This window comes from Salinicola peritrichatus, from assembly GCF_003206715.1.
Taxonomy (GTDB): domain Bacteria; phylum Pseudomonadota; class Gammaproteobacteria; order Pseudomonadales; family Halomonadaceae; genus Salinicola; species Salinicola peritrichatus.
The window spans coordinates 1-13,170 of the sequence record NZ_PZJU01000053.1 but is presented as its reverse complement, the minus strand read 5'-3'; the positions used below and the strand labels follow the sequence as shown (position 1 = coordinate 13,170).

Annotated in this window: 10 protein-coding genes; 5 read left to right on the top strand and 5 right to left on the bottom strand. The window is 63.0% G+C overall.

The genetic code is table 11. The features are described 5' to 3' along the window. Position 1 precedes the first annotated feature (1 nt). Positions 2-526 carry a (2Fe-2S)-binding protein gene (locus DOM57_RS17880; protein ID WP_110650544.1) on the bottom strand — a complete coding sequence of 175 codons (525 nt, stop codon included), beginning with the start codon at positions 524-526 and terminating at the stop codon, positions 2-4. Positions 527-855: 329 nt separating this feature from the next. Here DOM57_RS17880 and DOM57_RS17875 point away from each other — a divergent pair, with 329 nt between their 5' ends. Both DOM57_RS17875 and DOM57_RS17870 read left to right on the top strand, forming a co-directional pair. Further along, a complete protein-coding gene (locus tag DOM57_RS17875; RefSeq protein WP_204353026.1) occupies positions 856-1,344 on the top strand; it encodes a DUF302 domain-containing protein in 489 nt (162 codons plus the stop codon). Between the two features lie 129 nt (positions 1,345-1,473). Further along, positions 1,474-2,250: a MipA/OmpV family protein gene (locus DOM57_RS17870; RefSeq protein WP_204353025.1), complete on the top strand. Its 777-nt coding sequence runs from the start codon at positions 1,474-1,476 to the stop codon at positions 2,248-2,250. 87 nt (positions 2,251-2,337) lie between these two features. On the opposite strand, the gene nadA is transcribed toward DOM57_RS17870, so the two are convergent. Together nadA and polA are read right to left on the bottom strand one after the other, a co-directional pair. Continuing rightward, complete coding sequence (gene nadA, locus DOM57_RS17865) at positions 2,338-3,387, bottom strand: quinolinate synthase NadA (protein WP_110650543.1); 1,050 nt, start codon at positions 3,385-3,387, stop codon at positions 2,338-2,340. A gap of 98 nt (positions 3,388-3,485) precedes the next feature. Further along, positions 3,486-6,263: a DNA polymerase I gene (gene polA / locus DOM57_RS17860; protein ID WP_110650542.1), complete on the bottom strand. Its 2,778-nt coding sequence runs from the start codon at positions 6,261-6,263 to the stop codon at positions 3,486-3,488. A 166-nt stretch (positions 6,264-6,429) separates the two neighbouring features. On the opposite strand from polA, the gene DOM57_RS17855 reads away from it, so the two are divergent. From DOM57_RS17855 to speA, 3 genes are all read left to right on the top strand, one after another. Next, positions 6,430-6,708 (top strand): DUF2782 domain-containing protein, encoded by a 279-nt coding sequence (locus DOM57_RS17855; protein ID WP_204353024.1) that lies wholly within the window; start codon positions 6,430-6,432, stop codon positions 6,706-6,708. Positions 6,709-6,776: 68 nt separating this feature from the next. Next, a complete protein-coding gene (locus tag DOM57_RS17850; protein WP_110650541.1) occupies positions 6,777-7,721 on the top strand; it encodes a homoserine kinase in 945 nt (314 codons plus the stop codon). 396 nt (positions 7,722-8,117) lie between these two features. Continuing rightward, positions 8,118-10,025, top strand: coding sequence for a biosynthetic arginine decarboxylase (speA, locus tag DOM57_RS17845; protein WP_110650540.1), 1,908 nt, complete (start codon positions 8,118-8,120; stop codon positions 10,023-10,025). A gap of 155 nt (positions 10,026-10,180) precedes the next feature. Here speA and DOM57_RS17840 read toward each other — a convergent pair whose 3' ends face one another. After that, the gene (locus tag DOM57_RS17840) at positions 10,181-10,843 is read right to left on the bottom strand and encodes a fumarylacetoacetate hydrolase family protein (RefSeq protein ID WP_110650539.1); all 663 of its coding nucleotides are present in this window, start codon (positions 10,841-10,843) and stop codon (positions 10,181-10,183) included. A gap of 155 nt (positions 10,844-10,998) precedes the next feature. Beyond that, complete coding sequence (gene thpD / locus DOM57_RS17835; protein ID WP_110650538.1) at positions 10,999-11,946, bottom strand: ectoine hydroxylase; 948 nt, start codon at positions 11,944-11,946, stop codon at positions 10,999-11,001. Positions 11,947-13,170: the final 1,224 nt, after the last annotated feature.

Below are 13,170 nucleotides of genomic sequence, written 5' to 3'. Positions count from 1 at the left end.
CTCAGGCCTCCCCGACTTTCTGGCGCGCACTCTGCACCGCACTCAGGATGTTCTTGTAGGCGCCGCAGCGGCAGATGTTTCCGCTCAGCGCCTCCTTGACCGAAGCATCGTCCGTGCCGATGCGCTTGTCATTGAACATCGACACCGTCGACATCATCTGTCCCGCCGTGCAGTAGCCGCACTGGTAGGCGTCGTGCTCGAGGAAGGCCTCCTGGACCGGATGGAGCCGGCCGTCGCGGGCCAGGCCCTCGACGGTGGTGATCTCGCTGCCCTCGTGCATCACCGCCAGGGTCAGGCAGGAGTTGGCGGAGTGGCCATTGATCAGCACGGTACAGGCGCCGCACTGGCCGTGATCGCAGCCCTTCTTGGTGCCGGTCAGGTCGAGGCGTTCGCGCAGGGCGTCGAGCAGCACCACGTTGGGCTCGACCTCGAGGGCGATCGGTTCACCATTGAGCGTCAGATTGACCGTCAGGGTATCGCTGGTTTGCGAAGAACGATTGGGGGAATGCGCGGAATCATCCATCATGCCGGCTCCTCATCAGATGTCGGGAACCGCAACGCCTGGGTGCGTCACTGCGGTGGGTCACGGTTCGGTGCTAGCTTTCGTTTTCAGTGCCGGCCCCGGACAGGACCGGGACGGAGCGAACGTCTCGCCTCGAGACGCTTTGGCAGCCTGCGCTGTCAGGACGCTGGCGCCGCCTCTCGCCTCAGCATAGACAGGCGTGGCCGAACTCGCCCGCCGCGAAGAAATTTCTGTCGCGAAATTCCCACAGGGAGATCGAGTTCCGCTAAGCTCGGCGCCTGGAATGCGACCGCTCCACGAATACTGGCTGACCGTTTTTTCAGGGGACCTCAATGATCCGATTCGCCTTTCGACGCACCGTCATGGGAACACTGGCCGCCGTGGCAATGGGCATCGCCGGCCTCGCCATCGCACAGGAACCGGCGACCCCGGTGCCCGGATTGATCGTCCAACCCAGCGACGCCAGCGTGCACGACACCGCCGTTCGCTTCGCCGAACAGGCCCGCACCAGTGGTATGACGGTATTCGCCCGCATCGATCATCGCCAGGGCGCGATGTCCCGCGACATGGCGCTGCTGCCCTCGGAGGTCATCGTCTTTGGCGACCCCAAGAGTGACACCCCATTGATGCAGTGCGCCCAGACCGCGGGTATCGATCTGCCGATGAAGGCACTGGTGTGGCAGGACAGTGACGGCCAGACCTGGCTCGGCTACAACGACCCGGCTTGGATTGCCGAACGTCACGGTGCCAGCGACTGCCCCGCCGTGGCTCCGCTGAAACAGGCGATGCAGGAGCTGGTAGAAGCGACGCTCGCACCGTGACTCGCAGCGCCGCAGCGCAACCAATCATCGATGACAGCACAAGCGCAGGGCATGGCGTGAACTGGCCTTTTCTCCGAGCCTGCCGTATGTTTTCGCCACGAACCGAGACCCGCCTCGAGGATGAATGACATGATCGATTCACGGAAGAAGTTCGCCTGGAAACTGGCGCTTGCCGCGAGCAGTATCGCTGTCAGCTCGGCTGCCTTCGCCGCCCAACCCGAATGGGAAGGCACCATCGGCGCCGGAGCCATCTATAGCCCGGATTACCTGGGCAGTGACGATTACGAATGGAACGCCTGGCCGTCACTGGATTTAAGCTACGGCGATACCTTCTTCGTCAGCGTGACGGATGGCATCGGCTGGAATGTGGTCCGTCAGGACAAATGGCGATTGGCGCCGTTCATCGGCTACACCTTCGGCCGCGACGACACCGGCGACATCGATGATCTGGACGAGGTCGACGGCGGCGCCACCGCCGGGCTGCGGGTGAGCTATCTCGATGACGCCTGGCGCTACAGTGCCTCGGCGGAGACTCCTTTCACTGGCGATCTCGATGGCCATCGGCTCAAGTTCAAAGCGACCTACGTGACCCGTCTCGGCGAACGTGCCGCCTTCACCATCGGCCCGCGTTTCGAGTACACCAGCGCGGCCTGGACCGATGATCTGTTCGGCGTCTCGAATCGTGATAGCGCGCGCTCCGGCATCAGTGCCTACGATCCGGACGACGGCTATTTCGCGGTCGGCGCCGATGCCTCGCTCAGCTATTACATCACGCGCCAGTGGTCGGTTACCGGTCTGGTCGGCGTGGCCCGCTTGACCGGCGATGCCGAGGATAGCCCGATCGTCGATGATATCGGCGATGCGACACAGTGGCGGGCGGGCGCCTTCATCAACTACCACTTCTGATTCGCACCGCAGGATCATCGCCGCAAGGAAGCACCGCCCGTCTCGGTTCGACTAGGGCGGGCGCTTTCGTATCGGTTGGCAGACGGCTCAACGGCGTCGCAATTCGGCGCCGAATTCGAGCATGCGGTTCAGCGGTACCAGCGCGCGCTCGGCGATGCCGGGGTCGACATGAATCTCCTGCCCGCAACCGTTGGCATCCTCCAGCACCGCCAGCGTGTTCTCGAGCCCGTTCATCGCCATCCACGGGCAGTTGGCACAGCTCTTACAGGTAGCGCCATTGCCCGCCGTGGGCGCGGCCATGAACGTCTTCTCCGGCATCAACTGCTGCATCTTGTAGAAGATGCCGCGATCGGTGGCAACGATGAACGCGGGATTGTCGCGGCGCTGGGCGGCGGCGATCAGCTGCGAGGTGGAGCCGACCTCGTCGGCGATCCCGACCACCGACGCGGGCGATTCCGGATGCACCAGCACGGCAGCTTCGGGATGTAGCGCCTTGAGATCGAGAATCCCCTTGGCCTTGAACTCGTCATGGACGATGCATTCGCCGTCCCAGCAGAGCACATCGGCGCCGGTTCGCTCGCGAACGTAATTGCCCAGATGACGATCCGGCGCCCACAAGATCTTCTCGCCGCGGCGGTCGAGATGGTCGATCAGCTCGACCGCGATCGACGAGGTCACCACCCAGTCGGCACGCGCCTTCACCGCCGCCGAGGTATTGGCGTAGACGACGACCGTGCGCTCCGGGTGCTGGTCGCAGAAATCGGAGAAAGCCTCGGCCGGGCAGCCGATGTCGAGCGAGCAGGTCGCCTCCAGCGTCGGCATGAACACGCGCTTCTCGGGGCTCAGTATCTTGGCGGTCTCGCCCATGAAGCGCACCCCGGCGACGATCAGCGTCGTCGCGGGATGGTTCTTGCCGAAACGTGCCATTTCCAGCGAATCGGCGACGCAACCGCCGGTCGCCTCCGCCAATGCCTGGATCTCGGGATCGGTGTAGTAGTGCGCCACCAGCGCCGCATTGCGCGCCTCCAGCCGCTCGGCGATACGCGTACGATAGTGCTCACGAGCCCGCTCATCCATTGTCGGCGGCGCATCAGCCGCCAGATGCGCCCGCACTCGATCCCGTTCCAACTGCGCCATGCGCGCTCTCCCTCCGTCGTTGTCATCATTCGAAAAAGGCAAGCGCCTAGCACGCCGCCAACGGTCTTCGGGTCGCCGCGACCAAAGCTCGAGCCTCCTCAGTGCGCCTCGTCCCAGTTGGCGCCGCTGTTGGCGTCGACGATCAGCGGCACGTCGAGCTCGGCGGCGTTCTGCATGCGCTGGCGAATGGCGCCGATGAAGTCGTCGACCTGTTCCTGCTTCACCTCGAACACCAGTTCGTCGTGCACCTGCATCACCATCCAGGCGTCGAATTCGGCCCTGCCCTGGGCCGGATCGAGCCAGTCGTGCACGTCGATCATCGCGCGCTTGATGATGTCGGCGGCAGTGCCTTGCATCGGCGCGTTGATCGCGGTGCGCTCGGCGGCCTGGCGGCGGGCGTGGTTCTGGGCCTTGATCTCGGGCAGGTAGAGCCGGCGCCCGAACACGGTTTCGACGAAGCCATCCTCGGCCGCCTGGGCGCGAATGCGCTCCATGTAGCGGGCCACGCCGGGGTAGCGGTCGAAATAGCGGTCGATGTAGGTCTGCGCCTGATTGCGTTCGATACGCAGCTGCCGTCCCAGCCCCCAGGCGCTCATTCCGTAGATCAGACCGAAGTTGATCGCCTTGGCGCTGCGCCGCTGATCGGGGATGACCTTGTCCAGCGCCACACCGAAGACTTCGGCGGCAGTGGCGGCGTGGATGTCCTGGTCGTTGGCGAACGCCTCCAGCAGCCCGCGGTCGCCGGAGAGGTGCGCCATGATGCGCAGTTCGATCTGCGAATAGTCGGCGGCGACGATGCGGTATCCCTCGCGGGCGACGAACGCCTGGCGGATCTTGCGTCCTTCGTCGGTGCGAATGGGGATGTTCTGCAGGTTGGGGTCGCTCGACGACAACCGGCCGGTGGCGGTCACCGCCTGGTGATAGCTGGTGTGCAGGCGGCCGGTGGCGGGATTGACCAGCCGGGGGAGCTTGTCGGTGTAGGTCGATTTCAGCTTGGTCATGCCACGGTGGGCCATGATCAGCTTGGGCAGCGGATAATCCAGCGCCAGCTCCTCGAGCACGGCTTCGGCGGTACTCGGCGCGCCCTTGGGCGTCTTTTTGATCACCGGAATCTTCAGTTCGTCGAACAGGATCTCCGCCAGTTGCTTGGGCGAACCGAGGTTGAATTCGCGACCGGCGAGATCGAACGCCTCCGTTTCCAGCTCGCGAATCCGGATTTCCAGCTCCTGGCTCTGGGCATGCAGTCGACCGGCATCCAGCGCCACGCCGTTACGCTCCATGCTCGAGAGCACCGGGATCAGCGGCCGCTCGATGTTGTCGAGCACCTCGGCCAGCCGACCCGCCGCCTCGACCCTGGGGCGCAGTTCGCGGTGCAGGCGCAGGGTGATGTCGACGTCCTCGCAGGCGTAGGGCACCGCCTGTTCGAGCGAAATCTGATTGAAGGTGAGTTGCTTGACGCCCTTGCCGGCGATCTCCTCGAAGCTGATGGTCTTCTCGCCGAGATACTTCAACGCCAGCGAATCCATGTCATGGCGCGTGGCGGTGGAGTTCAATACGTAGGACTCGAGCATGGTGTCGGTCAACGCGCCGGCGACGCGAATGTCGTAGCGCGCCAGCACCGAGATGTCGTACTTGAGGTTCTGGCCGATCTTGCCGATCCGTGCGTTTTCCCACACCGGCTTGAGTGCCGCCAGCACGGCGGCGCGATCGAGTTGCGCGGGGGCGTCGAGATAGTCGTGCCCCACCGGAATGTAGGCGGCTTCACCGGGCTCGAGCGACAGGCCGATACCGACGATCTCGGCCTCCATGTAGTCGAGGCTGGTGGTCTCGAGGTCGAAACAGAAGCGCTCGGCGTTCTTCAGCCGCGCCAGCCAGGCGTCGAACTCCGCCTGGGTCAGCAGCGTCTGGTCGTGACGCGCCGGCTTGGTCAGCGTGACCTCTTCGGTGATCTCGGACCTGCCCGCCTGCCCGGCCCCGACGTCGTCGACGCCCTCATCGCGGCCCTCGAGCAGCTCGGCGAGCCAGTTCTTGAATTCGAGCCGGGTATAGAGCGCCTTCAGCGCTTCGCGATCCGGCGCCGCCAGATGCAGATCCTCGAGCCCCACCGGCAGCTCGCAGTCGGTCTTGATCGTCGCCAACTGATAGGAAAGATAGGCCTGCTCGCGATGCGCCTCGAGCTTTTTCGGCATCGTCTTGGCGCCACGGAAGCCGAGCGTCGTGATCTTGTCGAGGTCGGCATAGATTGCATCCAGGCCGCCGCCGACGCCTTGCAGCAGTCCCAGTGCGGTCTTTTCGCCGATCCCCGGCACGCCGGGAATGTTGTCGATCTTGTCGCCCATCAGCGCGAGATAGTCGATGATCAGCGACGGCGGGATGCCGAACTTGGCCTCGACGCCGGCCACGTCCAGGGTCTCGCCCTTCATGGTATTGACCAGGGTGATATGGGCATTGACCAGTTGCGCCATGTCCTTGTCGCCGGTGGAGATCACCGCGTCGCGCCCGGCCTCGGTGGCGAGCCGCGCCAGTGTGCCGATGACGTCGTCGGCCTCGACGCCTTCGATGCACAGTAGCGGCAGGCCGAGGGCACGCACGCATTCGTGCAGCGGCTCGACCTGCGGGCGGAGATCGTCCGGCATTGGCGGACGATGCGCCTTGTAGTCGGTATAGATTTCGTCGCGGAAGGTCTTGCCCTTGGCGTCGAACACCACCGCCATGGGGCTGTCCGGGTATTGCTTGATCAGGCTCTTGAGCATGGCGAGCACGCCGCGGACAGCACCGGTCGGCTGGCCGTCGGAGGTGGAGAGCGGCGGCAGGGCGTGGAACGCGCGGTAGAGATAGGACGAGCCGTCGACGAGGACGATGGGGGCATCTGCCATGAGCTGCGGGATCCGTGGCTGGCTTTCGATGTCGTCATGATACGCAAGCCATCGCCCGGCGTCAGGATGAGGGTCGTTCGTCCCGCTGCGCGGTAACGGCGCAAAGCGCTACACTGGGCCAAATTCCGACGGCGAGCCCCCGACGGCGGGGACAGAAGGAGCCCTGATGACACGATTGATGCGAACCACGGTGCTGCTGGCGCTCCTGGCCGGCGCCGTGAGCCTGCCGTCACTGGCCCAGACCACGCCCCAGCCCGACATCACCACGCAGCGCGAGGCCGACCGCACGGTCGAGGAGTACAGGGTCAACGGCCGGCTCTACGCCATCCGCGTGATTCCCAGGAGCGGCAAGGCCTACTATCTCTATGACGCCAGCGGCGACGGCAATTTCGAGCGCCGGGAATCCGCCCAGGTTCCGGTCCCCGATTGGGTCCGCAAGGAATAGATCGGCGGTAGGAGAGCGTCGTTCCAACCGCTACAATGCACGGTTTCCGCCTTCAGATCCGATAGCCCATGGCCGTATTCACCCCGTTGAGCGACGCCCAGGTCGCCCAGTTCCTCGAACGCTTTACCGTCGGCAGCCTCGAGGCGCTCGAGGGCGTCCCGCACGGCACCGAAAACAGCACCTTTTTCGTTACCACCGAACGCGGCAAGTGGGTGCTGACGCTGTTCGAGCAGGGAGAGTTCGAGGAGCTGCCGTTCTTCGTCGAGCTGCTCGATTATCTGGCCGCGCATCGGCTGCCGGTACCGGGGCCGATTCACGATCGCGATGGCGTGGCGCTGCAACGGCTGGCAGGACGGCCGGCGCTGTTGTTTCCGTGCATGCCGGGCAGCCATCCGAGCGATCCCAATCTCGCCCAGTGCGCCCAGCTCGGCCATGCGCTGGGCCGGATGCACCAGGTCTCGCAGCGTTTCTCCGGACACCGCCGCAATCCCCGCGATCTGGACTGGCTGGAGCGCCGCCACCGCGAAGTGCTGCCGTTCCTGTCGGCAGGCGACCAGGCGTTGATGACCGGGGAACTGGCCGTCTATCGCGAGGCCTTCCACGCAGTCGAGCTGCCCCGGGGCGCGATTCACGGCGATCTGTTCCGCGACAACACGCTCTATGACGGCGACCGCCTCGGCGGGATCATCGATTTCTACAACGGCTGCACCGGCGATCTGCTGTTCGATCTGGCGATCGTGATCAACGACTGGACCAGCGACGAGGCCGGCGACATCGACGCCGAGCGTTACGCGGCGATTCTGGGCGCCTATTGCGAGCATCGCCCGCTGACCGAGCGAGAACGGGCGCTATGGCCGACCATGCTGCGCATGACGGCGTTGCGCTACTGGCTTTCGCGACTGCTGGTGATCCACGTCGACCCGCCCGCGCACGACATCACGCCCCACGATCCGGCACGCTTCCGTGACCTGCTGCTGCGCCGTATTGAAGCTGGCGCTCCCCGGCTGCCCTAAGGAAACTCTGCCTAAATGTCTGCGCAGGCGAATCGCTACGTTGCGCGGTGCTGGAGCGCCAGCCCGGTCGAATCCTCACATATACCTCATAGGCTCCGGTTGACTCGAAACCTGCGGTTTCTCGCCCCTTCGGGGCCGTCCTTCGAACGTTCTCTCCGCTTCGCTTCGAGTCTGCGCTCCGTGCGCCTTGCGCTTCATCCTGCTCGCCAATTTATTCAGCGTTTCCCTAATCCGCCAACTGAACGGCGGCTTTACCTCTCATGGCTTTCGACTAGCTTTTGTTCTGACACTGGTAGTCGCGGCCCGCTCGCGACGGCATAATGCGCGCCATTCGCACCCCCGGCCTTCATCCACTCTTCACGCCGGGAGTTCACCGCCGGTCGACCGGAGAGTTGCATGACGAATCCTTCCCCCGCCGCACAGGCTCGCCGCACCTACAACATCGATCAGTGGGGCAGCGGTTATTTCGATGTCGACGATCAGGGCCGCACGCTGGTGCGCCCGCTGGGAACGGAAGTGCCCGGCCCGACACTGGTGCTCGATACCCTGGTCGACAAGCTGCGTGATGCCGGGCTGCGCCTGCCGGTGCTGGTGCGCTTCATCGATATTCTCCATGACCGTGTCGAACAGCTGTGCATGGCCTTCGACCAGGCGATGCGCGAAGAAAAATACCAGGGTAACTACACCGCGGTTTATCCGATCAAGGTCAATCAGCAGCGCCGCGTGGTCGAGGAGATCCTCGCCACCCAGGAGCGTGGTCACGGTCGGGTCGGCCTGGAGGCCGGCAGCAAGCCGGAACTGATGGCGGTGCTGGCACTCTCCGGTGACGGTCCTTCGCTGATCGTCTGCAACGGCTACAAGGATCGCGAGTACATCCGCCTGGCGCTGATGGGCGAGAAGCTCGGCCACAAAGTCTATCTGGTGGTCGAGAAGTACTCCGAGCTGAGCCTGATTCTCGAGGAGGCCGAGCGGCTGCAGGTCAAGCCGCGCATTGGCCTGCGCGCGCGCCTCTCCTCCGTCGGCAAGGGCAAGTGGCAGGATACCGGCGGCGAGAAATCCAAGTTCGGTCTGACCGCCAGCCAGGTCCTGACCATCACCGAGCGCCTGCGCGACGCCGATGCGCTGGACAGCCTGCAGCTGGTGCATTTCCACCTCGGCTCGCAGATCGCCAATATCCGCGACATTCAGCGCGGCCTGCGCGAGTGTGCGCGTTTCTACCACAGCCTGCGCGCGCTCGGCGCCCCGGTGGATACGGTGGATGTCGGCGGCGGCCTCGGCGTGGATTACGAAGGCACCCGCTCGCGCAGTTTCTGCTCGATCAACTACTCAATGCGCGAGTACGCCAGCAATGTGGTATGGGCGTTCCGCCAGATCTGCGAAACCCACGATCTGCCGCACCCGCAGATCATTTCCGAATCCGGCCGCGCGCTGACCGCCCACCACGCCGTGCTGGTGACCAACGTCATCGGCGAGGAACGTCTCGGCCATCTCGAGCCGGAGCGTCGGATCGAGGACGACCCGCACGTCGACGAGCTGTGGCGGGTCTACGACCGCCTGGAGGGCATGCGCGAGCCGCGCGATCTGGTCGAGGCCTATCACGATGTGGTACAGGCGGTGGGGGAACTGCAGGATCGCTTCGTGCTCGGGCTGGCCGACATTCAGGCCCGCGCCGAGGGCGAGTCGGTCTATTTCGCCGCCTGCCAGCGCCTGCGCGACCGCCTCGACAACCGCAACCGCGCGCATCGCGAGATCGCCGACGAACTGGCCGAGAAGCTGGCCGACAAGCTATTCGTCAACTTCTCGCTGTTTCAGTCTTTGCCGGACGTGTGGGGCATCGATCAGGTATTTCCGGTGTTGCCGTTGACCGGGCTAGACCGCACCCCGACCCGACGCGGCGTGATCCAGGACATCACCTGCGATTCCGACGGCCGGATCGATCTCTACGTCGACGGCCAGGGCCTGGAAACCACTCTGCCGCTACCGGAATGGGACGATGACGACGACAAGCTGCTGGGGCTGTTCCTGGTCGGCGCCTATCAGGAAATTCTCGGCGACCTGCACAATCTGTTCGGCGATACCGATTCGGTGGATGTCGCGCTCGATGACAATGGCGAATGGCGGCTTTCTCACGTACAGCAGGGCGACACCGTCGCCGACGTATTGGGCTACGTCAACTTCGATGCCGAAGCGCTCAAGCAGCAACTGACCGAGCAATTGATCGCCAGCCCCTTGAGCGTCGAGGAGCGCGAACTGTTCGTCGAGGAACTCTCCGCCGGCCTGAGCGGTTATACCTATCTGGAGTAATAAGAGGGAAGAGGGAAGAAATCATCTTATATCTTCCAGATGCAAAGCACCGTTCTTCTCTCTTCTAGCCGCGAAGCGGCGCTTGTTTCTTCTTCCAGGCACGAAGTGCCGCTCTTCCAGCTTATGGCTTACAGCTCTTGCGCTCGTAGCCGAATTTATCGCGTGCGCGTGCCCACATCCAACCCCAGCGACAGTGAAAGCCCGAGCACGGCGTCACGCGGAAGCTTGCCGACACCAGCCGGCGTACCGGTCAACACGACGTCGCCCGGCTCCAGGGTGAAGGTGCGGGTCATCTCTTCCAGCAGCGCCGGCATGCCGAAGAGCATGTCGCTGGTCTTGCCGCTCTGCTGACGCTTGCCGTCGATGTCGAGATGGAAGGTGATTGCATCCCAGTCGACATCGCCCTCGACCGGCACGAAGCGCGACAGCGGGCAGGCGCCGTCGAAAGCCTTGGCGCGTTCCCAAGGATGCCCTTTCTCCTTCAGTTTCGACTGCACGTCGCGCAAGGTCAGGTCCAGCGCCAGGCCAGCGCCGACCACGCCATCCATCGCTTCGTCCGCACTCACCGCACTCAGGCGCTTGCCGATCAGCAGAGCCAGCTCGGTCTCGAAATGCACTTCGCCATACTTAAACTGGCGCTCGATCGGCTCCTCGAGCTCGACTGCGCTGGTGGCCGGTTTCATGAACAGCAGTGGCGAGCTGGGTACCGGATTGTTGAGCTCCTGGGCATGCTCGGCGTAGTTGCGCCCGACGCAGAGAATCTTGCCGAGCGGTAGACCGGTGTCGCGACCGTCGATGAATCGAGTGGTGAAAGCCATGCAGCGCTCCTTAGGCAATGAACGATGACGAAAACAGACGAACGAAGAACCCGAAACGAAGAAGCCGCCGTTGGCGGCGACTCATCGAGTCTACCCCCAACGGCGGCTTATGGCATCACGCCAACCAGGCTCGGTTAACGATTGAGCATGCGGCTTCAGTGCGTACCCTGTTGCGGCGTCCACTGCTCGTCCGGCTGATGAGCCAGGAACGACGGGCGCGGGCGCTTGGCGCCGAACGGCTGCACGCAGGCATTGTCACGGCGGTTGTACACGAAGAACGCGTTGCTGCGCGGATCCGGCGACATGTTGGCATTGGAGCCATGCAGCGTGTTGCAGTCGAACAGCAGCAGCCCGCCAGCCTCGCCGACCGGCGCCTCGATACCGTTGGCTTCGATCAGCTCGCGCAGGGCGTCGTTGCTCGGCACGCCGAGTTCCTGCTGTTTCAGCGACTGCTTGTGATTGTCCTCCGGCGTCTCGCCCAGGCAGTGCACGAATACCTTGTGCGAACCGGGGATCAACATCAGCGGACCGTTGAAGTGGTGGTTGTCGGTCAACACGATCGAGGCACTGACGGCATGCATTTCCGGCATGCCGTCTTCGGCGTGCCAGGTTTCGAAGTCCGAATGCCAGTTGAAGCCCTTGCCGTGAAAACCGGGCTTGTAGTTGATCCGGGACTGGTGCACGTAGACATCGCCGCCGACAATCTGGCGGGCGCGGCCGACCATGCGTTCGTCGTTCGCCAACTGGGAGAAACGTTGGGAGAGAAAGTGAACCGCGAACAGCGAGCGAATTTCATGGCTGTTCGGTTCGGTGATCGAGAAATCCCGATCGCGAAAATCGTCGCGCGCCAGCAGGGAGGCCAATTCGGCCTTCAGCGCGTCGACTTCCGCGGGATCCAGGAAGTTGGGTTCGAACAGAAAGCCATCGCGCTCGAAGCGATCGAGCTGCTCGTCGCTCAGGGGGCCATCGAGATGGCGTCCCTTGACGACGTCTTCCTGACGCTGACGCCAGAGCGCGTCCTGCGGCTGGCGCAAACGTGTCGGATAACGATCCGGCTTCGTCCAAGCGGTCTGGGATTTAGGGGATGCGGTCTGTACTGACATCCAATCACCTCCGGGTTTGTGATCAGGGTTCAGATCCAGTCCTCGGCGCAAACGCCGTTAGATTGGCTAAGGGTCGTAGGATCCTCAGTTTCATGACAAAAGGGATTACAGCCTAAAAGAGAATAGAGAAATTGCAACCATTCGCATTTGGTATCCCTTGCCACCTTCGGGCATGCCCACCGTGGCAGGCGCTATGCTCCTCGACGATAACCCAAGTCAAGTCAACACCTCCGATCGCAACCGAGAGTTTCAGACAACGCAAAGGGCCTTGCACCGCAGCGGTACAAGGCCTGAGTAAAAGAGGATCATGACGTAGGTGCCAGGACCCTCAGTCAGCATGCCGACAGTGCTGGCTATTACGGCCCTCGCGTTCCGAACGTCCGTGGCGTGAAACTTCCGTGTCTCAACCTTCCTAGCGAGCATCCATCCAATGGACTCGCTCAGCCTATGGTTTTGGCGAACTGAGAAAAAGCGAATTCCTGATAATTATGAGTGCTTTGTTGTTACAAAGCGTAGTAATGCGTCTCTTGCGTCAAGCCTTCATTAGCACTGCTATAAATCGAACCGATTGTACAAGTTTTGCTAATTTCGACTCTCTCTCACGACTTGTTCACGTTGCCTGTTTTGTTTCTCCCGTCCCTTCTCCGGCGGTATCGGCATCTTCAAATTTCGGTATGGAGTCATGGGACGAACCACTGCCTCTGTATAGAACGCCGTGAAGGGCTCCGCGATCAGTGGCGGATCGCCACGTGGGACATCGCCATAGCGGCAGCGGAAGTTGGCACAGTCCTCCGTCTCTTCGCCTCCCCCAGCAAACGCCGCGGAGCCCGCCAGACACAGTGCAACCCCGACGACTAAGATCGATTTCATGGCAGCTCCGCTCGATACGTCGATAGGATCAGTATAAGCACGGCAAAGGCGCCGCCATGCCCGATATTCTTGGTACCGGCAGCGGGAAAAGCTTGGTAGGAATGCGGCGGAAGCGGGAAATGCGGGTATTACCGAATGGCGCCTTGCCATTATACCCGTATAGGTATAATTTCTTATCATGGACGCGAAGGACATCAAACCGCTTTACTGGGGCGCCAGTAGCAAGAAAGACCTGCTTGCCATGCCTGAAGATGTCCAAGACGTTTTCGGCTATGCGCTGCATCTGGCTCAGACCGGCGGTAAACATAGTCACGTCAAGCCGCTCAAGGGCTTCGGCTCTTGTAGTGGTCAAGT